We start from the raw sequence: 23155 nt of genomic DNA, 5'->3' as shown, positions 1-23155 counted from the left end.
CTTTGCAACGGTTTAGTCACAATGTGTTTCCGATTCTTACAAACTGCGCATTCTTGATAGCTGCGAATTAATGCCGTTTGATGAATTGAATTCACAAGTGTTGGGCGCTGCCGCCCGATTATGCCGGGCGCCGCCATCATCCATATGGAGATCCGAACAAGAAAGGCTGCCCGTTTTATCCGGGCGCCACAGCTATCGGATTTCTCATCATGCCCCTTGCTCTTTTTGCGCTCACGGTCGCGGCCTATGCGATCGGAACAACGGAATTCGTGATCGTCGGCCTGCTGCCGACCGTTGCGCAGGACCTTCACATCACCCTGCCGCTCGCCGGCCTGATCGTCAGCGTCTATGCGCTCGGCGTGACCTTCGGTGCGCCCATTCTGACGGCGCTGACCGGGCGTATCGAGCGCAAGCCGCTGCTGCTCGGCCTGATGGCGCTCTTCATCGTCGGTAACACGCTGGCGGCGCTCAGCCCCGGCTACGCGCCGCTGCTCGTCGCCCGCGTGCTCTCTGCCTTTGCCCATGGCGTGTTCTTCTCGGTGGGCTCGACCATCGCTGCAGATCTCGTGCCGGAGAACCGCCGTGCATCGGCAATCGCCATGATGTTCATGGGCCTGACGGTAGCGATCGTCACGGGCGTTCCGCTCGGCACCTTCATCGGCCAGACTTTCGGCTGGCGCGCCACCTTTGCTGCCGTCGCCGGTCTCGGCATCATCGCCTTTGCCGCGATCGCCGTTCTCCTGCCGTCAACGCTCAGCAAGGCCGAACCGGCGACGCTGCGCCAACAGGCCGGCGTGCTTGGTAGTGGTAGATTGCTGATCGTCTTTGCCATGACGGCGCTCGGCTATGGCGGCACCTTCGTTGCCTTCACCTTCCTCGCCTCGATCCTGCAGGAAGTCACCGGCTTCTCGGCTTCCTCGGTAAGCCTCATCCTGGTGCTCTATGGCCTGGCGATCGCGGCGGGCAATATTGTCGGCGGCCGGATTGCCAATCGCGACCCGGTGGCAGCGCTGACCTGGCTGTTCGTGGCGCAGGCTGCCGTGCTCCTGCTCTTCAGCTTTACGGCTGTGTCGCCCTGGCTGACGATCCCGACGCTTGCTGCCCTCGGCTTCCTGTCCTTCGCCAATGTTCCTGGCCTACAGCTCTATGTCGTCCAGCTCGCCAAGCAGGTTCGCCCGGCCGCCGTCGACGTCGCTTCGGCCATGAACATCGCGGCCTTCAATCTCGGTATCGCCCTTGGTGCCTGGATCGGCGGTCTGGTCGTCGAGTCTCGCCTCGGCCTGCAGGCAACGCCATGGGTCGGCGCGATCCTGGTTGCCGGTGCGCTGCTCCTGACGCTGCGGAGCGCCGCTCTCGACCGCCGCGAGGCGCAACCGGTTGCCGGGCCGCTGCGGAAGGCAGCCTGATCTGCGAGAAATGGAATGATGAAACGGGCGCCTCGGCGTCCGTTTTCGTTAGTCCTCGAGATCGGTCCTGAGGCGATCGATGATCGACAGCGAGTGGCCGGCATAGGCGCTGATCCAGCGGTCGTAGATCTGCTTGATCGGCAGGCTGTTGAGGTGGTTCCAGCGCTCGCGGCCTTCTTTCTTGGCCATCACCAGATCAGCCTCTTCCAGAACCTTCAGGTGCTGCATCACGGTGCAGCGGTCCATTTCGGGAAAGCTCTCGCAGAGCATGCCCGTCGTGCGCGGGCCATCCTTCAACAGATCCAGAATCTCGCGGCGGCGATGATGGGCAAGGGCCTTGAAAACCGGGTCGTTTTGCGATTCGCTTGACATGTTATATTTTTATAACATAATGACCCCATTGGCAATGAGAGAGGAGTAGGTGTCATGTCCCTCGCAATTCGTGTCGGTGGCCGCGTTGGCCGCCCTGCGGCTGAGGTGTTCGATGCCGTCGTCAATCCCAAGAAGCTTTCGAGCTACTTCACGACGGTTGGTGGAGCGAGCGCGCCGCTGGTGAAGGGTACGACGGTGACCTGGTGGAAGGATGCGCCCGTCGAGGTCATCGATCTCGTGCAGGACGAGCTGATCGTGTTGCGCTGGGACGGCGGCACCGATGCCGACAATGTCCGCTACAAGACGACCGTCGAAATGAAGTTCGATGCGCTCGACGATGGCGGGACGATGGTGACGATTTCCGAGAACGGCTGGCGAGAGGACGATCCCGGCCGGCGCGGCACCTATCTCAACTGTGAAGGCTGGAGCAACATGCTCTGCTGCATGAAGGCCTTCGTCGAATACGGTATCAACCTGCGTGACGGCATGTTTCTCAGCGAGATGCGAGGCGTGCCGGCCGAAGCCCCGGATTATGAGAAGCTGTCATGAGCGAACTTTTGTATGGAGGCGTGGATGTCGCCATGAAGGTACCGACGCATCAATATGCCGAGGTGCTGGATTTCTACCGCGATGTCGTGAAGCTGAAGGAGATCGGCAATGACGGCACGCGCGGCTTCGAGCTCGGGCCGATCCGGCTCTGGATCGACGAGGCGCCGGGAATGAGCCAGGCCGAAGTCTGGCTGGAGCTTTTCACGCCGGATTTCGACAAGGCTGCCGATCACCTGCAGCGGTCCGGCATCCGCCGGTGCGACGCGATCGAGCCGCTCGGCGAGAGCTTCCGTGGCGGCTGGATTCTCAACCCCGCGAACATCGTTCACATGGTTCGCGAGGAGAGCACCTGGGAGCCGCCGGCTGCCTGACAGGCGACTATTCGGCTGCTGGTGGCATGAGCCCGCGGGCGGGTGCAGGTAGCGCCTTTGCGCCGCCGGCAATCACGCCGCCCGGTGACGGTCTCCAGCGCGAACGGCGGACGGCAACCGTATTGGCTGCCGTTCGCGTCTTTCCGGCATAGGCCGATGGCTTCTGGAACATCCGGTTGAACAGGGCGCCCATGGCGGCGAGTGGATAGGCGCGGCCGGGCATCGCCTCCGGCATCTCGCTATAGAGCCGCTGGATCATCTTGCGCCGCACGATCGCCGGATGCGCATGGATTTCCTCGCTCTCGCGCCGTTCCTTCACCGCAACGATCGAGACGGTAAAGACCGAGCGGTTCTGATCGACGCGTTCGATGCGGCCTGCGACATCGAAGCCCGGGAAGGGCGAGAACAGCAGCAGGTCGCCGATGCGGCTGTCGGCGGTCATCCGCTTCTGCTGCAGGCTGATCTCGGCCTGCGTCAGCGACAGCGTATCGACGGTGCAGGGGAACGCCTGGCCGTTGCAGGTCATCGCCGTCTTGCGGCCGAGCGGGAAGCGGATGGCATCCAGCGGCTCGCGCGGCAGCTCGATGCAAACGAGCATCGAGACGAAGGCATAGACCATGACCACCATGCCCCAGGCGACGCTGAAGCTGTCGAGACCGCTGTAATTGCTCAGCAGCGGGCCGTTCAGCATGCCCGTGAAGGTCAGGATGATGATCAGCGCGAAGGTCGTGGCGATTGGATAGAGGATGTCGACACGGGTGCGGTCCTCGCCCTTGGCGGTCACCTTGAAGGGCCGCCCGAAGGGATGGGCGATCGCGTGGCAGATGGCGATGGTGATCGGGATCGCTGAGACCATCTGCGAGACCTCGGTGAAAAGCGGCAGGCTGCGCCAGCCGGATACCCAGGCATGGAAGGTCCACATGGCGCCGACCATCGGCAGCGCGTAAAGGAAGAAGGCTTCGGGTTCCATCAGGATGGCGGGCAGGCCGAGGAAGTAGAAGAGGATCGGCGCCGCCATCAAGAGCAGCATGAACGGCCGGCAGAACCAGAAGAGCAGGCCGTGGAAATAATGCAGCCGTTGCATCGCCGTGTAGCCACGGCCGAAGAACGGGCCGTCGCGCAGTAGCGCAACCTGGATGGTGCCGAGGCACCAGCGGCAGCGCTGGGTGATGTAGCCGGAAAGGCTTTCCGCCGATAGGCCGACGCTGAGGCGCTCGTTCAGCCAGCGGGTGCGCAGGCCCTTCTGCATCAGGCGGTAGGTGAGGTGGATATCCTCGGTGACAGTTTCCTCCGGCATGCCGCCGATCAGCTCCAGCGCATCGCGGCGCACGACGCAGGAGGTGCCGACGCAGAAGGCCGCACCCCAGCCGTCTTTCGAAGGCTGCATGACGTCGAAGAAGATGCGCTGGTCGTCGACCCAGGCCTTGGAGGCCAGGAGGTTGTGCTGCACCGGATCGGCGTTGTAATAGAATTGCGGCGTCTGGATCAGGCCGATCTCGGGATCGATGAACTGGCCGATGATGCGTTTCAGGATGGCGCGCTGCGGCGCAAAGTCGGCATCGAGGATCAGGATGAAGGGGGCGTCGGTGATCTGCTTCGACCAGCGGATGGCATTGTTGATATTGCCGCCCTTGGCGCCCTTGTTGTCGTCGCGGGTGAGATAGCGGACACCGAGCTCGGCGCAGTAATCGCGCAGCCACTGGCGGCGGCCGTCGTCGAGGATCCAGATGGTGAAGTTGCCGTAGTCGATCGCCTTGGCGGCGAGGATCGTCCGCTCCAGAATGGTGACGTCCTCATTGTAGGTGCAGATGAAGATGTCGACGGCCGGCGGCTTTCCCATCGCCGAGATCATCGCCTCGCTGGCGTCGGCAGCACCGGTATGATCGGTGCGGCGGAAGAAGAAGACGATCGACAGCAGCGTATAGAGGATCACCACCGCCTCGAAGGCGAGATAGATGCGCGGCCAGATCGCGTAGGCGCTCCAGTCGAAATCCGGCAGCGTTGTCGTCAGCCGGAAATAGACGTAGTTGGCGAGCATCAGGATCAGGATCGTGCCGAAGACGACGCGATCCTTGCCCTTGCGGCTGTCGAGGAGCAGGGCGCAGGCGAGGATCAGTGCCAGCGTGATCAGTGAGAACAGGATGGCATCCGAAAGCGTGACTACTTCTGGGGACATGGCTTTTCCTCGTTCTTTGCCGCAAAGGAATCTGCACGGAAGGGATTGATGCCGAGCGCCGCAAGCACGGCCCATCCCGTCGCCCCGACATGGGGCAGCCGGTAATATTTGAAGTCGCCGGGTTCCGAATTCGGGCCGACCTGCAGGCCTGTGGTCAATTGTTCGTCGACGGTGGCGTAGATGAGTTTCTCCGGAGAAATCTGCGTCGAAATGGTCTGAAACAGCGGCTCGGCCTTCTGCGGCTCGCCGACCACCTGATAGACGAGAGCCGCCTGTGCCGTGCCCTCCAGCCAGATGCCGTCCCGGTCATTGTTAAAGTCGAAGCCGCCGGGAACGCCGTGATTGACTTCGGTCCATTCCATCACCTGCGGTGCCTTCGCCTTGAAGTCCTCGACGGCGATCAGCGGCCAGAGTTCGGCGTCGAGACCGGACATGTTGACGTTGGGCGCGTTGCTGTCGGGAACGCTGCCGATATAGAAGCGGCCCTCGGCCTTGTTCCACATGGCATCGAGGAAGTCTTTGGCGCTCTCGCCGTCATGCTCCCAGTCGCCGGCCTCGTCGATCGTCGCCAGCCAGTGGTCGGCGGCATAGATGTCGAGATTGTGCTCCGTCGATTTCCAGGTCATGCGATCGGGTGTCGGTTCGTGGCCGAAGAAGCCGCCGAAATAGCCGGGGTTCTTGGGGTCGGCGGTCGAGCGGTGGATGAAGTCCATGATCTTGCGGGCGCCATCGAGATAGGCGGTCTGGCCGGTCTCGGAATAGGCGGCGAGCAGCCCGAGCGCGCCCCAGGCGATGCTGCCGGTGGCGCTGCCGACCTGATAGCCGTCCTCGATCCAGGAATTGTTTGCCGTACTCCAGTAGCCGGGAAGCAGCATGCCGTCCTTGCCCGGGATGACCGGGCCGGAGCGATAGGCATTGCGCAGCCGTCCGTCGTGGTAGTGGCGGTCGGTTTCCAGCGCCAGAACCAGCGCATCGGCGACGCGTTTTGCCTCCCTGGCGCGGCCGCAGCCATAGAGCGCCATCATCGCCAGTGCGTTGTCATAGGTGAAGCCGGTATTGTCGAGCGCCGGGTGCAGTTTCGATCCGCCATTGGCGGGTTCGAAGCTGCGGAACACGAAGGCCTGTTCGGGTTCGCCGGTCATCAGCGCGGCAAGGCCATCGCAGAGGGTGCAGGCGAGTTCGGCGCGTTTGGCGTCTGCCATGGCCGCAGTGCTGAAGGCAGGTGCCGCGATAGCGAGCACCGCCGCAATCATGAGTGTACGCAAAACCATATCCAGGTCTTCCCTGTTATCGCGGTCGATAAAGTGAAGCGAAAGTGCTCAGTTATTGCTGGAGGCTCGCCAATCTGTGGCCCTTGTCAAAAAGCGCCGACGCGGAGAGCAGGCCGTCCGCCGCTGCCAATTTGTCGACGGCCATTTTCGAGTAGCGGGTAAGGCGCGCGACGACGGTCTCTCCAAGCGAGACAATCACGTCCTCACCGACATGGCATCCAAAGAACTTGTCGTTGTTGGGCTGTCCGGCAGCGGTCAGTTCGACGGGATCGTCGTCGACCTTGACGAGGACATAGACCTCGTCGCCTTCGGCCTTCGGGAACTTGGCGAAGTAGCGGTTCTGCTGGCCGCTGTCGAAATAGCGGACGATCTTGTAGACATGCCCGCTTTTCTTGACGCCGAGCGAGCGGAAATTGACCATGGCGGGCGTGCCGATATCCAGCGAGGAGACATCCCGGCTGCGATAGACGGCAGCGGCAAAAGCCTCGTTGCAATCGAGCGACTTGGCAACCGCCTGGCCCTGCATGACGAAATCGCCGAAGGAGGCGTCGACGCTGACGACCTGGCCGTGATGATCGGCGACGACTTCGGCCGCACCCGACTTGCCGAGCCGGCCTTCCTCGCGGTTGATCAGCTTTTCGACCTGCGCCTTGCGCTCGGTCATCTGGTTGATCTCGATATTGTCCTCGGCGATATCGCCGGCGAGCTTGGTGCGCTGCATCTCCAGCGTCAGCAGGTTGGCGGCGACCGTGCCGCCGGTGTAGATGTCACGGCTGACAAGCGACTGGACGATCTCGTTGCGCTTCAGCTCGCCGCGGGCGGCATCGAGCTCGCCCTGGGCGGCATTGCGCTTCTGGCGCTGCGGCTCGACGCTGGCCTCGGAGGTCAACCCCTTTTTCAGCATTGTGGTGGCGCGCTGCAGCAGTGCATCCTGCTCGGCGAGCCGCGCTTCGTAAATCTCGACATTCGACTGGGCGTTGCCGATCACGGCGCCGAGCTCGCTCAGGACGCCGTCCTTCACGTCGGCGATCTGTGCCTTGACCTTGCTCAGCTGGTCGTTGCGCTCGGCCACGACATTGATCGTGTTGTTGAGCTTCTCCGTCAGGTCAAGCTTCTCGAGCCTGAGGCCGGTCAGCGATGTCTGGTCCTGGTTGGGATTGGAAACGGTGGCGGTGACGTCGCCGAGATTGACCACCTGGCCGACCTGCAGGTCGATCTTGTCGACACGGCCATAGATCGGTGAGGCGATCATCTGCACAGGGGCGTTGATCACAGCTTTCGGCGAGACGACGAAGAACTGGTTTGGCACCATCGACATGCCGATGGTGAAGAGTAGCAAGAACGCGAACAAATACCCTGCAATCCGCGAAGCGGACAGTATTCGTACGTCTTTTGGGTGAATGTTTATTGGTGTGGCCTTCATATTCTTCAATCCTGAACTGACAAATCATAGATCGAAATTGAAGGGCACTTCCCCCGTCGTTTTTTTATTTAGTTGTTAATGAAAAAGTACCATCCGACCTCCAGCAAGGCAACTGCTTCTCAAGTGCAAAATTTTGCGGGACAGTGTTGTGACAAAGATGGTCTCCAAGTTAAGAATATGAAAAGAAACGAATTAATCGGCTTTATTTCCGGCATAGAAAATTTTCGTGACTGTAGGAATTGAGCGTTTGAAAGCATCCGGCGGTAACTGCCAGACCTCCAGATGCAACTGCCGAATGCCTTCTGCGGCCCGCCGGGGCAGTGGCTTTTACTGAGTTTTCCACTCCGATTTTAGCACCGGCTACATCTCCTGAGCGAAATGCGGGCCATGCCCCGCGACCGAACGAAGCATTTGCATCTCTGGAATGTGACAGAGACTTCGCTTGCCTGCTGCCGCGTGAGTGCTAGTTTCCGGAATCATATCGATTAGATTCCCAGGAGAATGTGTGATGCAGCTTGGCATGGTTGGTTTGGGCCGTATGGGCAGCTACATGGTCCAGCGCTTGATGCGGGATGGCCATGAATGCGTGGTCTATGATGCGAAAGCGGAAAGCGTTGCCGACCTTACGGGCAAGGGCGCCGTCGGCAGCAGCTCGCTCGAAGAGTTCGTTTCGAAGCTGTCGCGGCCGCGTGCCATCTGGCTGATGCTGCCGGCCGCCATCACCGACAAGGTGATCGCCCAGCTCGTGCCGCTGCTGCACGATGACGACATCATCATCGACGGCGGCAATTCCTACTATCACGACGATATCCGCCGCGGCGCCGAGCTGATCACCAAGGGCATCCACTATGTCGACGTCGGCACCAGCGGCGGTGTCTTCGGCCTCGAGCGCGGCTATTGCCTGATGATCGGCGGCGAGAAGGGTATCGTCCAGTCGCTGTCGCCGATCTTCGCTTCGCTGGCACCTGGGGTCGGCGACGTGAAGCCGTCGGAAAACCGTACCGCAGCCGAGCACAGCACGGCCGAGCAGGGCTACCTGCATTGCGGCCCGCATGGCGCCGGCCACTTCGTCAAGATGGTCCATAACGGTATCGAATACGGCCTGATGGCCGCCTATGCCGAGGGCTTCAACATCCTGAAGAACGCCAATATCGGCGCTGCCACCCATGAGGCGGATGCCGAAACAGCGCCGCTCGCCCATCCGGAATATTACCGCTACGACTTCAATCTGCAGGATGTCGCGGAAGTCTGGCGCCGCGGCAGCGTCATCACCTCCTGGCTGCTCGATCTGACGTCGGACGCGCTGCATGCCGATCCCGCGCTCGCCAAATATGCCGGCCGCGTCTCGGACTCTGGCGAAGGCCGCTGGACGATCATGGCGGCGATCGACGAAAGCGTGCCGACGCCGGTGCTCAGTGCCGCGCTTTACGGCCGCTTCTCCTCGCGCGATCAGGACGAGTTCGCCAACAAGGTGCTCTCGGCGATGCGCGCCGGCTTCGGCGGTCACGTCGAGAAGCCGAAGGGCTGATAGACCCATACTCTCGTTTAAGAGCCCGCGCTTTCCAGGCGCGGGCTTTTTCGTGCCCATTGCCTAAAGCATTGCACACGATATGGTTGACATCAGTCATACCGGAGGGCGTCGGGTGTTTGGTTCAAGGTTCGTCAGACTGCTGTTTTGGCTCGCGCTTCTGACGCTCGGGCCAATCGCTACCCAGGCCCAAAGCCCCGCGCAGCCGCCAGCCACCACCACCCCTATGCCGCCGGACAAGGTGCGGCAGATGATGGAGCTGATGCAGGCGCCCGAAGTGCAGAGCTGGATGGCGTCGCAGATGAAGACGGCACCGGCGGGCACGGCTGCGGCAGACGACGGGCAGATGTCGGTTCTCTCCGGCCTGCTCGGCCATGCGCGCCGCCATGTCGAGATGGTCTCGCATGCGGCGATGGAGCTGCCGGCGGAAATCGAGACGGCCGATGGCATCGTCGATCGCGAGGTCGAGCCGGCCGGCGCCGGTTGGGTGGTCGTCGAGGTGCTGACGCTGCTTCTCGCCGGTACGCTTGCCGAACTGCTGTTCCGGGCGGTGACGCCGCGGCCGCGGGTGCGCCGGGCCGATACGGAAGAACCGGCGGCACTGCATCATGCGGGCGCCAATATCTTCTACCGGGTCATTCCGGCGATCGTCTTTGCCATCGCAACGATGATCCCGCTGCTCGCCTTCAACTGGCCGCCGGTCAGCCAGTCGATGGCGATCGCCGTTGCCGTCGCGCTGATCGCGGCGCGGTTCACCATCTCGATCGGCCGCATGCTGGTCGTGCTGGTGACACTGGCGCGGGCCGACGGCGAGCGGGACGTCTCGCGGGCGAAGGCGCTATTCTGGTTCCGCCGCGCTGCCGTGTTCGGCATCTATTTCGCCTTCGGCTGGGCCGTCATTCAGGTGATGGAGCCGCTCGGCTTCTCGCCGGGTTCGCGCTACTTCGTCGCCTATATCCTCGGCATCGGCCTGTTCCTGATCGCTGTCGAAGCGGTCTGGTCGCGCCCGTCGGATGGGTCCCGCCACAGTACTGCGGTGGCCTGGGCTCTGACGATCTATTTCCTGGCGCTCTGGGTTCTCTGGGTAACCGGGTTCAATTGGCTGCTCTGGCTCGGCATCTACGCGTTGCTGCTGCCGAAGGTGCTTTCAGTTGCGACCGCTGCCGTGCGCGCGCTGCACCAGGCCGAGGCCGGGTTCCTCGCCAATCGCCGCATCGCCACCGTGCTGCTCGATCGCGGCGTCCGAGCGCTGATCATTGCCGCCGCGGCGATCTGGATCGGCAAGGTCATGGGCGTCGGCGCCGATACGATGGCGGCCGGCGAAACGATGACCGATCGCATCGCCCGCGGCGTCATCGGCGGCATCGTCGTGCTGCTCGCTGCCGATCTGCTCTGGCATCTGGTCAAGGCCTATATCGACGGCAAGCTTCTCGATCAGCCGCTGGATGGCGCTGCATCGGATGAGGAGAAGGCCAGACGCGCACGTCTGCAGACGCTGCTGCCGATCTTCCGCAACATCATCGCCGTCGTCATTGCCGTCATCGCCATCCTGATGGTGCTGTCGGGGCTTGGTATCGAGATCGCGCCGCTGATTGCCGGTGCCGGTGTCGTCGGCGTCGCCGTCGGCTTCGGAGCGCAGACGATCGTCAAGGATGTCATCAGCGGCATGTTCTATCTGTGGGACGATGCCTTCCGCGTCGGCGAATATATCGAGAGCGGCAGCCACAAGGGCGTCGTCGAGGCCTTCAGCCTGCGCTCGGTGAAGCTGCGCCATCACCGCGGACCACTGACCACCGTGCCCTTCGGCGAACTCGGCGCCGTCAAGAACCTCAACCGCGACTGGACGATCGACAAGATCAGCCTGAACGTCACCTATGACACCGATCTGGTGAAGGCCAAGAAGGTGATCAAGCAGATCGGCCAGTCGCTGCTCGAAAACCCGGAATTCGGGCCGCATATCATCGAGACCCTGAAGATGAAGGGCGTCGAGCAGTTCGGCGAGTTCGCGATCGAGATCCGCCTATCAATGATGACGAAGCCCGGCGAACAGTTCGTCATCCGCCGCAATGCGCTGGCGATGATCCGCAACGCCTTCAAGGAAAACGGCATCGAATTCGCCGTTCCGACCGTCCAGGTGGCGGGTGAGGGGCGCGATCCGGAAGCGATGGCGGCCGCCGCGCGCTATGCGGCGCAGGCCCGTGCGGGAGGCGAGCCGGCTGCCTGATCGGCTGCCGGGGTGCGACGGAATGTTACAAAAACGCAATGTCGCCTTGCGTTTGGCGGCGCTAATTTTGCCCCAATTCAAGCCGATGAGGCGCGCTCGGCGGCGGTTGGGTAGAGCTTGCGGGGGCTGATAGAGCTTGCCTGCAGCATATGCTAGTGCTTTGCCGAACGATTCACGCCACGCTGGCGATCGGCAGGGGTAACATGGCGAGTCAGAACAGTCTGGAAGAGATGGAAAGCGAAGAGGCCGGTGGGTTTCGCGGCTTTCTCCGGCGATATCGCACGCAGCTCGTGGCAGCCGCGACGCTGGTCCTGTTCTGCATGGTCGGCTATGCCATCATGCAGCTTACGGATGAAGTACGCTATGACGACGTCGTCGAAGCGCTTGCCGATACCCGTGTCAGTTCGATCCTGCTCGCGCTTCTCTTCACCGGTCTCAGCTTCTTCGCGCTGATCTTTTACGATCTCAACGCCATCGACTATATCGGCAAGAAGCTGCCCTTTCCGCATGTGGCGCTGACGGCCTTCAGCGCCTATGCGGTTGGCAATACTGCCGGTTTCGGCGCGCTCAGCGGCGGCGCGATCCGTTACCGCGCCTATTCGCGCCTCGGCCTGACGCCTGAAGATATCGGCCGCGTCATCGCCTTCGTGACGCTGTCCTTCGGTCTCGGTCTTGCCAGCGTCGCGGCAATCGCGCTGATGATCATCGCCGATGAAATCGGGCCGCTGATCAATACCAATGCGCTGCTTTTGCGGATTATCGCCGGTGCGATCCTGGCGGGGCTCGGGTTCGTCGTCTATCTCGGGCGTGATGGCCGGGCCGTCAATCTTGGCCCGATTGCTGTCCGCCTGCCAGATTCGCGCACCTGGTCGCGCCAGTTCCTCGTCACCGCATTCGATATCGCGGCGTCGGCGACCGTTCTCTACGTTCTCCTGCCGCAGACGGCGATCAGCTGGCCGGTGTTTCTGGCGGTCTATGCGATTGCCGTCGGTCTCGGCGTTCTCAGCCACGTTCCGGCCGGTCTCGGCGTTTTCGAAACCGTCATTATCGCCTCGCTCGGCAGCGCGGTGAATATCGATGCGGTTCTCGGTTCGCTGGTTCTCTACCGCCTGATCTATCATGTGCTGCCGCTGCTGATCGCGGTGCTTGCGGTGTCGCTGACCGAGCTTCGCCGCTTCGTCGATCATCCGGCCGCATCGAGCATCCGTCGCATCGGCGGACGCCTGACGCCGCAGCTGTTGTCGGCCTTCGCGCTGATCCTCGGCGTCATGCTGATCTTCTCGAGCGTCACGCCGACGCCTGACGAGAACCTGGAATTCCTGGCCAACTACCTGCCGCTGCCGATCGTCGAAGGCGCGCATTTCCTGTCGAGCCTGTTCGGCCTGGCGCTCGTTGTCGCCGCCCGCGGTCTTGGCCAGCGTCTCGACGGCGCCTGGCTGGTCTCGGTGGTCTCGGCCGTGCTGGCGCTGGCGCTGTCGCTCCTGAAGGCGATCGCGCTTGTCGAAGCGATCTTCCTGGCGATCCTGATCTTCAGCCTGTTCGTCAGCCGCCGGTTGTTTACCCGCCATGCCTCGCTTCTCAACCAGACGCTGACGGCGGCCTGGCTGATGGCGATTGCCGTCATCTGTGTCGGCGCGGTCGTCATCCTGCTGTTCGTCTATCGCGACGTCGAGTACAGCAACGAGCTCTGGTGGCAGTTCGAATTTGCCGCCGAAGCGCCGCGCGGCCTGCGCGCCGTGCTCGGCATCACGATCATCTCCTCGGCGATCGCGATCTTCAGCCTGCTGCGCCCGGCGACCTTCCGGCCGGAACCGGCGACAGAAGAGGCGCTGCAGCGCGCCGTCGATATCGTCAAGGCGCAGGATTATGCCGACGCCAATCTCGTTCGCATGGCCGACAAGAGCATCATGTTTTCCGAAAAGGGCGATGCCTTCATCATGTATGGCCGCCAGGGCCGCTCCTGGATCGCGCTGTTCGATCCTGTCGGCGAGCGGCATGCGATCCCGGAACTCGTCTGGAGCTTCGTGGAGGCGGCGCGCGCCGCAGGTTGCCGCGCGGTGTTCTATCAGATCTCTCCGGGGCTGCTCTCGCACTGCGCCGATGCGGGCCTGCGCGCCTTCAAGCTCGGCGAACTCGCCGTTGCCGATCTCGGGGCCTTCGAGATGAAGGGGGGCAAGTGGGCGAACCTTCGCCAGACGGCAAGCCGCGCCCAGCGCGATGGTTTGAGCTTCGAGGTCATTCCCGCGGAAGAGGTGCCCGCCATTCTCGGGGATCTCTCAGCGGTCTCCAGCTCCTGGCTCGAAGACCACAATGCCAAGGAGAAGGGCTTCTCGCTCGGCGCTTTCGAGCCCGACTATGTCAATTCGCAGCCGGTCGGCGTGTTGAAGAAGGACGGCAAGATCGTCGCCTTCGCCAATATCCTCGTTACCGAAACCAAGTCCGAGGGCACGATCGACCTGATGCGCTTCTCGCCGGAAGCGCCGAAGGGCTCGATGGACTTCCTCTTCGTACAGATCATGGAATATCTCAGAGCTGAGGGCTACAAGCACTTCAACCTCGGCATGGCACCGCTTTCGGGCATGTCGAAGCGCGAAACGGCCCCGGTCTGGGACCGTATCGGCAGCACCGTCTTCGAGCACGGCGAGCGCTTCTACAATTTCAAAGGCCTTCGGGCATTCAAATCAAAGTTTCATCCGCACTGGCAACCGCGCTATCTTGCGGTTTCAGGAGGGGGCAATCCGATGATCGCGTTGATGGACGCGACCTTTCTCATCGGCGGCGGATTGAAGGGAGTCGTCAGGAAATGATCAGAAAATATCTCCTCGCAGCTGCTTGCGCCACGGCGCTGGCATTCCCGGCATTTGCCGCGGATGAAACCAACCAGGATTTCGAGACCGGCCTCATTCCGTCGCCGCACATCTTCCTGCCGAAGGGCGATGTGAAGGGTGCCGTGATGCTGATTTCGGACGGCGCAGGCTGGGGCGACAACGAAAAGGCCGAAGCGGACAAGCTGGTGGATGCCGGCGCTGTCGTGATCGGTGTCGATTTCACCTCCTATATCGATGCGCTGCGTAAATACGATGTCAGCGACAACGATGGCTGCATCTATCTCGTCTCGGATATCGAGTCGCTCAGCCAGCAGGTGCAGCGCGCCGCCGGCAACAGTGCCTATCATCTGCCTATCATTGCCGGTATCGGCGAGGGCGGAGCGCTGGCGCTGGCGATTGCCGCGCAGACCCCGGATGCGACAATCGGCCAGACGCTGGCGATCGATCCGGTTGCCGGTATCCCGCTCACCCAGCAGCTTTGCACCCCGGCCAGCAAGAAGACGGTCGGCGACCGGATGATCTACGGCCTCTCCGACGGCAGCCTGCCCGACCCGATCATCGCCGCCTTCACCTCGGCAGCGCCGAAGGACGGGCGCGAACATGTGGAAGAGCTGAAGAAGATCCATCCGAAGATCGATATCCGCGACGCGGACGACGATGCGCAGACGACGCTCTCGGATACGCTTGACCAGCTGATGGACGAAGCAGGAAGCTCCGACAATCCGCTCGGCCTGCCGCTTTCGGTTCTCGACGCCAAGCCGGCGATGGACACGATGGCGGTCATCTATTCCGGTGACGGCGGCTGGCGCGATATCGACAAGGAAGTCGGCAGCAAGCTGCAGAAGGAAGGCATCCCGGTCGTCGGTATCGACTCGCTGCATTACTTCTGGTCGGAGCGGAAGCCGCAGGAGACGGCCGACGATCTCGGCAAGATCATTGACCTCTACCGCAAGCAGTGGAACGTCAAGCATGTGCTGCTGATCGGCTATTCCTTCGGCGCCGACGTGGTGCCCGCCACCTACAAGCTGCTGAAGCCGGCCGAGAAATCTTCGATCGTGCAGATCTCGCTGCTGTCGCTTTCGCATGAGGTCGATTACGTGATCTCGGTCATGGGCTGGCTCGGCCAGAAGACCGAGGGCGCCGGTGGCGACCCCGTTGCCGATCTCAAGGATGTCGATCCGAAGCTCGTGCAGTGCATCTACGGCAATGACGATGACGACGAGGTGGCCTGCCCCGATCTGAAGGACAGCGGTGCCTCCGTGGTCGAGCTGCCGGGCGACCATCACTTCGATGAGAACTACGACCTGCTGACCAAGACGATCGTCGATGCGCTGAAGTCGCGCCTCAACGATTAACGCATCAGCTTCTCTTCACTCCAGCCGAGGGCGGCGATCTCGCCGTCCCGGAAGCGGGCATCGTCATCGACGATGAATTCATCGAGCTGCGGTGGCTTGACGCTGGAGCCCGCCAGCATGGCGTGGACCTGGCCCCTGTGATGGGTCTGGTGCTGGAAGAGATGGCTCAGCACATCGTCTGCGCGCTCTTCCTGAATGCGTCCTGTCCGGTGGAGCTGCACAGTGGCAGCCAAGGCGTCCGGCGTCAGCTTTTCGCAGAGGATGACGAGGCGCCCGTCGACCTTGCGCTGTTCCGAAATCAGCGCTTCCAGCGCCGTGAACGGCTCTTCCACTTCCCAGGCCTTCGGCCCGAGCGTTCCGCCTTCCAGCGCATCGACATAGAACCAGTCGACCGTGAGGATATGGTTCATGGTCATCCGGATCGACGGGAAGAAGCTGGTGCGATGCGCCTCGAATTCACCGGGCTGCAGCAGCAGGCAGGCATTGCTCAGCCGCAGATTGGCAAGCGCATTGTTATAGGCAAGCTTGCGGAACACCCGGCAGGGGTCGAAGCCGGTCATGGCATGTCCTCCTAATGGCTGGATCATGCGGGCGCGCCGCCGTCAGCCGTGTCTATGCAGCTCGGAATGGCTCTTCAGCACCCGGCCGCCATCCTCCTGTTCGATCAGGTAGGCCGGCTCCTCCGGGCTCGCCTTCCTCTTGATGACGGCGCCTTCGATCGTCCGCTCGACGTCATCGGTAAAGCTCTGCCTGATCTTTCCGGTTCCAGTGCCCGTGCCCCACTTCCATTCGACGCTCGCGCCAGTCCGGTATTTCTGCATGGCGATCTCCTTTCGGAGTGGCAATGCGCCAGGCGGAACAGGGTTCCTTCAGATGTCTCGATCGAGATCGCCGTCGCGCCAGACAACGTGCCGCGTCGTTGCCGGCAGCTGCTCGATCTCATCGGCGACGAAATAGGGAGGAATGTCGAGAGCCCTCAGCGCTTCCTTGGTCGCGGGTACCCACTTGAATTCAAGGACGTCCTTGCCGTCTTCGAGCTGATGGACGATGTCATGGGGCCGGAACGGGAAGCTTTCCGGGACCTCCATCAGATAATAGAAGCCCAGCTCGTGCCAGTCGCGCTTCTCATAGTGGAAGAAGTTTTCGACGATCCAGAGAAGGCGCCCGACCTCGATCGAGACGCCGAGCTCCTCGACCATCTCGCGCTTCAGCGTCTTCTCCGACGTCTCGCCGATCTCGGCGCGGCCGCCGGGAAAGGTCCAGAACGGCTCATGGACGGCGCGGTGGACCAGCACATGGCCCTCGCGAAAGGCGAGCCCGGCGATGCGGTAGTTGAAACGTCCGGCAGGTCCATTCAGCCGGATCATCGTTCTCTTGGGCATGGTGCTCTCACTCGTCGCCCTGGAAGAGGCGGAATTGCGCCGCTTCGAGATCCTTCGGCGGCTGCATGCCAAGGTGCTTCCAGGCCGTCGCGGTCAGGACGCGGCCGCGCGGGGTGCGCTGGATGAAGCCCTGCTGGATCATGTAGGGCTCGATAATATCCTCGATCGCATCGCGCGGCTCGGAGAGACCGGCGGCGATGGTTTCGATGCCGACCGGGCCACCGCCGAAATTGACGGCGATCATGTTCAGATAGCGCTTGTCGAGCTGGTCGAGGCCGACATTGTCGACGAGCAGGCGGGTGAGCGCCTCATCGGCGATCTCGCGGGTCACAGCTTCGGCTTTGGCGACTTCGGCGAAATCGCGCACGCGGCGCAACAGGCGGCCGGCGATACGCGGCGTACCGCGGGCGCGCCGGGCGATTTCGCGGGCACCCTCATCGGTCATCGGCAGGTTCATCAGCCGCGCGCCGCGGCGCACGATCAGTTCCAGCTCCTCGACCGTATAGAAGGAGAGGCGGACGGGAATGCCGAAGCGGTCGCGCAGCGGCGTCGTCAGCAGGCCGAGACGGGTGGTGGCGGCAACCAGCGTGAATTTCGACAGATCGATCTTCACCGAGCGGGCGGCGGGGCCTTCGCCGATGATCAGGTCGAGCTGGAAGTCCTCCATCGCCGGATAGAGGATTTCCTCGACGGCCGGGTTGAGGCGGTGGATTTCGTCGATGAAGAGCACGTCGCGCTCTTCGAGATTGGTGAGCAGCGCTGCGAGATCACCAGCCTTGGCGATGACAGGGCCTGAGGTCGAGCGGAAGTTGACGCCGAGCTCCTTCGCCATGATCTGCGCCAGCGTCGTCTTGCCGAGGCCGGGCGGGCCGACGAATAGTACGTGATCCAGCGCCTCGCCACGGTTCTTGGCGGCCTCGATGAAGATTTTCAGATTGGCGCGCGCTTCCGCCTGGCCGGTAAATTCGTCCAGCGACTGCGGGCGCAGCGTCACATCCAGGTCTTCGCCCCGCTTCTCCGGCGATATCAGGCGGGTTTCTTCACTCATGCAAGTAATTCCATTCCGGGGACGCGCGATGCGGCCTTTTTATCGAAGGTCTTGATCGATTCACAGCCCGCTGCGAGAGACCGGGCGGCAATGAGGGCATCGGCAAGGTCGGCATTCTCGCTCGCAACCAGGCGGAGCGCCTTGACGACGAGTTCGTGGTGCTCGACGACGAGACCGCGGGTCTGCAGCAGCTTGCGAATGGCCAGGACCGCGTCCTGCTTCTGAAAGCCAAGCCTGGCGCGCAGGGCCCAATCCAATTCGAGCACTGCGACCAGCGGCAAGAAGCCTTCGAAATCCCGGCCCATGCCTTCAGCGAAGCGCAGGGCGGCGCGCCTCTGTTGCTCGTCGTCATTGGTCAAAAGCCGGATGACGATATTGGTGTCGAGGCCGATCTTCTTCATGCGGCGACGTCGGAGCTGTCAGTGTCTTTGGTGTCGGCAGCGTTGGTTCCGGCAGCCTTCAGGACGGCAGCGTCGATCTCATCCAGCGTTGCGGGACCGTTTGGCGGTGATCCCAGCAGGCCTGCGAGATCCTTGAAGTCGACGTTCTTCGGCGTGATGATCACTTCACCGTCGACGACGCTGTAAATGAGCTGGTCGCCCGGCCGCAGATCAAGCGCTTCCCGCATCTCCTTCGGGATCGTTACTTGCCCTTTTGCCGATATCGTCGCTTCCCAAACGGTCATCATCCACTCCCATTCAAGTCGTCAGACAATACTGGAATTTTCCGCCAATATCAAAAACGTCGGAATTCATCGCGACAATTCCTTCAGCCCCAACCGGATCAGCTTGGCGCTGTCGGCGCCTTCCCCCGCGGTCTTCATCGCGGCAGCGACGGCATTTGCCGCCTGATCGCGCGAGTAGCCGAGATTGGTGAGCGCGGAGACGGCGTCAGCGACGGGGGCGGAGGCGACGCCTTCGCCGATTTCCTGCTTGAGGCCCATGTTGATCGCCTCGCCGGCATAGGCGGGTCCCTTGTTCTTAAGCTCGGTGACGATGCGGACGGCCACCTTGGGGCCGACGCCCTGGGCGCGGGAGACGGCGGTCTTGTCCTGCAAGGCAATAGCGTTCGCGAGCTCGGCCGGCGTCAGGGTCGAAAGTACGGCCAGCGCCACCTTGGCGCCGACGCCCTGGACGCTCTGCAGCAGGTTGAACCACTCGCGCTCGAGCACGCTCATGAAGCCGAAGAGCTTCAGCTGGTCTTCGCGCACATAGGTCTCGATGAAGAGCACGCAGGCCTCGCCGACCGAGCCGATCTTCGAGAGCGTGCGGCCGGAGCAATAGGCGACGTAGCAGACGCCGTGCACATCGACGAGCACATAGTCGTCGCCGATTTCCTCAACAGTGCCTTTCAGCTTTCCGATCATGATACGTCCGTTAGGGATGGGTTTCGGGAGAGATGAGGTCGAGCGCCGGGAAGTAGGAGCGATAGCGAGCACCGTCACGTGTCAGCAGCCGGTGGCGGCCCCATTCCGCATGGGCTCCGACCAGAAAATCAGGAAGGGTTCGATCCCGCTGTCCACCGGCATCGCGATAGCGTCGATGCGCCTTGCCCGCGCGAAACGCCGCCTCGAAGGGCAGTTCCTGCCGCACGAGGCCCAGCCAGGACAGCGCCCTCAACAGCTTCTCTTCCGCAGCCGACGTCGCGGCCAGCTCGGCCCATACGATCGGTGTCAGTATCAGCGGGCCTTCACCGGCACATTGCTTGAGTGCCTTGATCGACCAGGGTCTGAGGGCAGTCTGCGGTCCGAGAACATCGATCAGGACGTTGGTGTCAATGACGGTCGAGATCGTCACGCGGCCCCCTGATCCATTCCATATATTCGTCGGTGGTCATGCCTTCGAGATCAAGAGTGCCTTCGACATCGGCGGCCCACTCATCGAAGCCGCGCGCATCGGGCTCACTTCCCTTGACCTTGACGAGCGTGGCGGCATTGTCGCCGGCGATGAATTCGACCTCCGAGCCTGGGCTGATGCCCAGGTGGTCGCGAATGTCTTTCGGGATGGTCACCTGACCTTTTTCCGTCACGCGCATGGTAATACCTCTCAAGTAATACCTAGAGGCGGATGCGGAACAAGTCAAGAACAAATCATCCCGCCAGCGCCGCCATGCGCATCCGGGTGCCGCCGCGGTTGTGGGCGTGACAGATGGCGATGGCGAGTGCGTCGGCGGCGTCGTTGCCCTTGAATTCCACCTTCGGCATCAGAATCTTCAGCATCATGTGGATCTGCTGTTTCTCGCCGTGGCCGACGCCGATGACGGCCTTCTTCACGGCGTTCGGGGCGTATTCGGCGACGGGCAGGCCGGCACGGGCGGGGACGAGCATGGCGATGCCGCGGGCCTGGCCGAGCTTTAGCGTGGCGACGGCGTCCTTGTTGACGAAGGTCTGTTCGACGGCGGCCTCATCCGGCTTGTAGCTGTGGACGATTTCGGCGAGCCCGTCATGCAGCTGGCAGAGGCGCGACGCGAGGTCCATGTCGCCGTCCGATGTGACCGTGCCGGAGGCGACGAAGCGCAGCGAATTGCCCAGCGTGTCGATAACACCCCATCCCGTGCGGCGCAGGCCGGGATCGATGCCGATGATGCGAATCGTGTTTTGCATGGCTCACCATATTGCAGTTGCAAAATATCTGCCATCGATATGTGAACAAAACAAAAACATCTGAGGTTTTGCGTGGCGCTGTTTACTGCGAATTAAATCAGTTGTCTGAAATCTAATCCATCAAATGTGAGAGGGGCCGCTTTTTCGGAAGATCAAGGCCCCCGATGTTCTGTTTTCGGTCAAGCCAGCTGCGAAAAGCCAGGCAAACCGCTCCGGAAGGGTTCTAGTTCATGGCGCAGAGATTTCAGTCTCTTTCCTTTAAAGTTATCGCGACATTCATTCTGCTCACGGCGCTTGCCGTCAGCACCATCAGCGTGCTCGGCTATTTTGCCAGCAGCCGCATTTCTGACGATCAGGCGCTGAAGGCGAAGGAGAGCGTGCTCATCTTCCGCGGCGACATGCTGCAGGATCAGCTGGAGCAGCTCGAAAACCAGGCGAATTCGATTGCGCGCATCGAGGCGCTGCAGATGTCGATCACCAGCCTGAAGAGCGGCTGGAAGACCATCGAGAAGTCCTCGGGCGATGCCCGCGCCGAGCTGAAGAAGGTCTTCATCACCAACAACCCGAACCCGGCCGACCAGCGCGAGAAGCTGCTGAAGCCTGAGGGTCCGAGCGGGTTCTACTATTCGAACCATGAGAAGACGCAGGGCGAAGTCGCCCGCGACCTTGAAAACACCGCCTTCAGCGATCTGCTGATCACCGACATGGATGGCTCCGTTCTTTATTCCTACAAGAAGGACGACAATTTCGCCGAAAACCTGAAGGCTGACGCCTGGAAGGCGACTGGCGCAGGTCTCGCCTATGCGAAGGCCGTTGAGAATACCGCGAAGGCAACCGACGATTCCGCACCGACGGCTTTCTCCGGCCTGCGGGTCGATGCCGGCAAGTCGGCGATCTTCTATGCCGTGCCGATCGTCAAGCTCGGCCAGGCCAAGGGCATCATTCTCTTCAAGGTGCGTGACGATATCGTCTCCAGCATCCTGTCGAAGGGCATCGTTTCCGGCAGCACGGCGCAGGCCGCGATCATCTCGTCGGATGGTTCCGCGATCGGCCTCAACGCCGAGGGCAAGCTTGCGACGCTCGATACCGCCGCCTTCACCTTCATTCCGGATGCGCTTGCCAACAGCCAGGGCATGACGGTCGATGATTTCGCCCGCAGCGACGGCACAGCGCGTGCCTATGTCCGCGGTATCGATTATCACGGCGACCGTTTCCTGGTGGTCGAGAGCGTCCGCCTCAGCGAGCTGAATGCTGGCTCGATCGAGATTGCCACGCTGCTGACGATGATCGGCCTCGGCGCGCTCGTCGTCATGGCGATCGCCACCGGCCTGATCACCAAGCTGCTGTTCTCGCCGCTCGCCCGTCTTGCCGGCAATACCCGCGATGTCGCCGACGGCAAGCTGGATACCGAGATCGGCAGCCAGAACCGCCATGACGAGATCGGCACGATGGCCAAGGCGCTGGCGCGCTTCAAGCAGTCGCTGCTCGACAGCCGCGAGCTGGAAGCCGCAAGTGCGGAGACCCGTTCGCTGGCGGAGCGCGAGCGTCAGGAAAACCTGATGCAGCGCGAAGCCGAGGCGAAGAGCCTGCAGGATGTCGTCCAGGCGCTCGACGAGGGCCTGCATCATCTGGCGCATGGCAATCTCGCCTACCAGATCGACACCCGTTTCCCGGGCGAGCTCGAAGGCCTGCGCGTCAATTTCAACGAGGCGCTTGCGACGCTCAGCGAAACGATGACGGCGATCGGCGGAAACTCGATGGCCGTCCGCTCCGGCTCGGAAGAGATGCGCAACGGCGCCGACGATCTTGCCGGCCGCACCGAGCGTCAGGCTGCCTCGATCACCGAGACCGCCAATGCGATTGATGCGATCACCCAGTCGGTCCGCATTCAGATCGAGCGTGCCGAACAGGCCGAGCGGATCGCCCGCGACGCCAAGAAGGAAACCTCGGGCTCCAGCGACATCATGCGCGAGACGATTGCGGCGATGGAAGCCATCCAGGCCTCATCGCGCCAGATCAACTCGATCATCTCTGTGATCGACGAGATCGCCTTCCAGACCAACCTGCTGGCGCTGAATGCCGGCGTCGAGGCTGCGCGCGCAGGTGAGTCAGGCAAGGGCTTCGCCGTCGTCGCCATGGAAGTGCGCGAACTGGCGCAGCGCTCGTCGAGTGCCGCCAAGGAAATCGCCAGCCTGCTGCAGAAATCGACGCATGAGGTCGAAAGCGGAGTGTCGCTGGTCGAGCGGGCGGGCGTCGCGCTCACCGGCATCGGCAGCCATGTCGAGGCGATCAACGGCCAGATCCACGAGATCATGGAATCGACCCGCGAAGAGGCCGACACGCTGCGCCAGATCAACAGCGCGGTGGCCGAACTGGATTCGATGACGCAGCAGAATGCGGCGATGGTCGAGGAAAGCACGGCGGCGATCCATCGCCTCGCCAGCGAAGCGCTGGAGATGGACCGTCAGCTCGGCAACTTCACGCTGCCGCAGGGCCATCATCAGCAAAGCGCGGAAGTACATGTGCTCCGGCATCGCCGGGCTTCGTAACGCCTGCAAAGGTCAGGCGACTCCTGCCGCGGATGTGGATTTGGAGTCGCTTGCAGCGCCGGCATCAGGGA

The 23155-nt window shown here is 62.2% G+C and carries 22 protein-coding genes; 8 read left to right on the top strand and 14 right to left on the bottom strand.

Features of this window, described 5'->3' with window-relative positions; all coding sequences use genetic code 11:
• Positions 1-209: 209 nt before the first annotated feature.
• Entirely contained in the window at positions 210-1406 is a 1197-nt protein-coding gene (locus ACEN84_RS05280; RefSeq protein ID WP_413710219.1) for an MFS transporter, read from the top strand.
• A gap of 48 nt (positions 1407-1454) precedes the next feature.
• Here the strand turns inward: ACEN84_RS05280 and ACEN84_RS05275 are convergent, their stop codons facing one another.
• Positions 1455-1778 carry an ArsR/SmtB family transcription factor gene (locus tag ACEN84_RS05275; protein WP_130282013.1) on the bottom strand — a complete coding sequence of 108 codons (324 nt, stop codon included), beginning with the start codon at positions 1776-1778 and terminating at the stop codon, positions 1455-1457.
• A gap of 54 nt (positions 1779-1832) precedes the next feature.
• Between ACEN84_RS05275 and ACEN84_RS05270 the strand changes: the two genes are divergently transcribed.
• Positions 1833-2327, top strand: coding sequence for an SRPBCC domain-containing protein (locus ACEN84_RS05270; protein ID WP_199629053.1), 495 nt, complete (start codon positions 1833-1835; stop codon positions 2325-2327).
• Complete coding sequence (locus tag ACEN84_RS05265) at positions 2324-2698, top strand: hypothetical protein (RefSeq protein ID WP_112719861.1); 375 nt, start codon at positions 2324-2326, stop codon at positions 2696-2698. Before ACEN84_RS05270 ends, ACEN84_RS05265 begins: the two co-directional genes overlap by 4 nt.
• A gap of 7 nt (positions 2699-2705) precedes the next feature.
• Here ACEN84_RS05265 and ACEN84_RS05260 read toward each other — a convergent pair whose 3' ends face one another.
• The 3 genes from ACEN84_RS05260 to ACEN84_RS05250 are packed head-to-tail and all read right to left on the bottom strand — an operon-like array spanning position 2706 to position 7496.
• On the bottom strand, positions 2706-4874 hold the full coding sequence (locus tag ACEN84_RS05260; RefSeq protein WP_413710218.1) for a glycosyltransferase family 2 protein: 2169 nt from the start codon (positions 4872-4874) through the stop codon (positions 2706-2708).
• Positions 4859-6145 carry a hypothetical protein gene (locus ACEN84_RS05255; protein WP_413710217.1) on the bottom strand — a complete coding sequence of 429 codons (1287 nt, stop codon included), beginning with the start codon at positions 6143-6145 and terminating at the stop codon, positions 4859-4861. Before ACEN84_RS05255 ends, ACEN84_RS05260 begins: the two co-directional genes overlap by 16 nt.
• 52 nt (positions 6146-6197) lie before the next feature.
• Complete coding sequence (locus ACEN84_RS05250; RefSeq protein WP_246777439.1) at positions 6198-7496, bottom strand: hypothetical protein; 1299 nt, start codon at positions 7494-7496, stop codon at positions 6198-6200.
• Between the two features lie 580 nt (positions 7497-8076).
• Here ACEN84_RS05250 and gnd point away from each other — a divergent pair.
• The 4 genes from gnd to ACEN84_RS05230 all read left to right on the top strand — a co-directional run bounded on the left by gnd (position 8077) and on the right by ACEN84_RS05230 (position 15503).
• Positions 8077-9096 carry a phosphogluconate dehydrogenase (NAD(+)-dependent, decarboxylating) gene (gnd, locus tag ACEN84_RS05245; RefSeq protein ID WP_199629056.1) on the top strand — a complete coding sequence of 340 codons (1020 nt, stop codon included), beginning with the start codon at positions 8077-8079 and terminating at the stop codon, positions 9094-9096.
• 82 nt (positions 9097-9178) lie between these two features.
• On the top strand, positions 9179-11320 hold the full coding sequence (locus ACEN84_RS05240) for a mechanosensitive ion channel family protein (protein ID WP_413710216.1): 2142 nt from the start codon (positions 9179-9181) through the stop codon (positions 11318-11320).
• Positions 11321-11523: 203 nt separating this feature from the next.
• Entirely contained in the window at positions 11524-14127 is a 2604-nt protein-coding gene (mprF, locus tag ACEN84_RS05235; protein WP_413710215.1) for a bifunctional lysylphosphatidylglycerol flippase/synthetase MprF, read from the top strand.
• Complete coding sequence (locus ACEN84_RS05230) at positions 14124-15503, top strand: virulence factor family protein (protein WP_025555438.1); 1380 nt, start codon at positions 14124-14126, stop codon at positions 15501-15503. Before mprF ends, ACEN84_RS05230 begins: the two co-directional genes overlap by 4 nt.
• Here ACEN84_RS05230 and ACEN84_RS05225 read toward each other — a convergent pair.
• The 10 genes from ACEN84_RS05225 to ruvC form a co-directional block, all read right to left on the bottom strand.
• Positions 15500-16063, bottom strand: a complete 564-nt coding sequence (locus tag ACEN84_RS05225) for a DinB family protein (RefSeq protein ID WP_413710214.1) — start codon at positions 16061-16063, stop codon at positions 15500-15502. The genes ACEN84_RS05230 and ACEN84_RS05225 overlap by 4 nt on opposite strands.
• Before the next feature lie 42 nt (positions 16064-16105).
• Complete coding sequence (locus ACEN84_RS05220) at positions 16106-16324, bottom strand: DUF2945 domain-containing protein (protein WP_413710213.1); 219 nt, start codon at positions 16322-16324, stop codon at positions 16106-16108.
• A gap of 48 nt (positions 16325-16372) precedes the next feature.
• Positions 16373-16885, bottom strand: coding sequence for an NUDIX hydrolase (locus ACEN84_RS05215; protein ID WP_413710212.1), 513 nt, complete (start codon positions 16883-16885; stop codon positions 16373-16375).
• Between the two features lie 7 nt (positions 16886-16892).
• On the bottom strand, positions 16893-17933 hold the full coding sequence (ruvB, locus tag ACEN84_RS05210) for a Holliday junction branch migration DNA helicase RuvB (RefSeq protein WP_130281989.1): 1041 nt from the start codon (positions 17931-17933) through the stop codon (positions 16893-16895).
• A complete protein-coding gene (locus ACEN84_RS05205; RefSeq protein WP_199629912.1) occupies positions 17930-18334 on the bottom strand; it encodes a PIN domain-containing protein in 405 nt (134 codons plus the stop codon). The genes ruvB and ACEN84_RS05205 overlap by 4 nt, the downstream gene beginning before the upstream one ends.
• Entirely contained in the window at positions 18331-18618 is a 288-nt protein-coding gene (locus ACEN84_RS05200) for an AbrB/MazE/SpoVT family DNA-binding domain-containing protein (RefSeq protein ID WP_413710211.1), read from the bottom strand. Before ACEN84_RS05200 ends, ACEN84_RS05205 begins: the two co-directional genes overlap by 4 nt.
• Before the next feature lie 66 nt (positions 18619-18684).
• Positions 18685-19299, bottom strand: a complete 615-nt coding sequence (gene ruvA / locus ACEN84_RS05195; protein WP_413710210.1) for a Holliday junction branch migration protein RuvA — start codon at positions 19297-19299, stop codon at positions 18685-18687.
• Between the two features lie 10 nt (positions 19300-19309).
• Positions 19310-19729, bottom strand: a complete 420-nt coding sequence (locus ACEN84_RS05190; protein WP_413710209.1) for a type II toxin-antitoxin system VapC family toxin — start codon at positions 19727-19729, stop codon at positions 19310-19312.
• A complete protein-coding gene (locus tag ACEN84_RS05185; RefSeq protein ID WP_025555430.1) occupies positions 19707-19967 on the bottom strand; it encodes an AbrB/MazE/SpoVT family DNA-binding domain-containing protein in 261 nt (86 codons plus the stop codon). The genes ACEN84_RS05190 and ACEN84_RS05185 overlap by 23 nt, the downstream gene beginning before the upstream one ends.
• A 55-nt stretch (positions 19968-20022) precedes the next feature.
• A complete protein-coding gene (gene ruvC / locus ACEN84_RS05180; protein ID WP_025555429.1) occupies positions 20023-20535 on the bottom strand; it encodes a crossover junction endodeoxyribonuclease RuvC in 513 nt (170 codons plus the stop codon).
• 230 nt (positions 20536-20765) lie between these two features.
• Between ruvC and ACEN84_RS05175 the strand changes: the two genes are divergently transcribed.
• A complete protein-coding gene (locus tag ACEN84_RS05175) occupies positions 20766-23084 on the top strand; it encodes a methyl-accepting chemotaxis protein (RefSeq protein ID WP_413710208.1) in 2319 nt (772 codons plus the stop codon).
• Positions 23085-23155: the final 71 nt, after the last annotated feature.

It is taken from the genome of Rhizobium sp. Rhizsp82, assembly GCF_047325115.1.
GTDB lineage: Bacteria > Pseudomonadota > Alphaproteobacteria > Rhizobiales > Rhizobiaceae > Rhizobium.
Note: the sequence above shows the minus strand (reverse complement) of the source record. Positions and strands in the feature narration are given on the sequence as shown.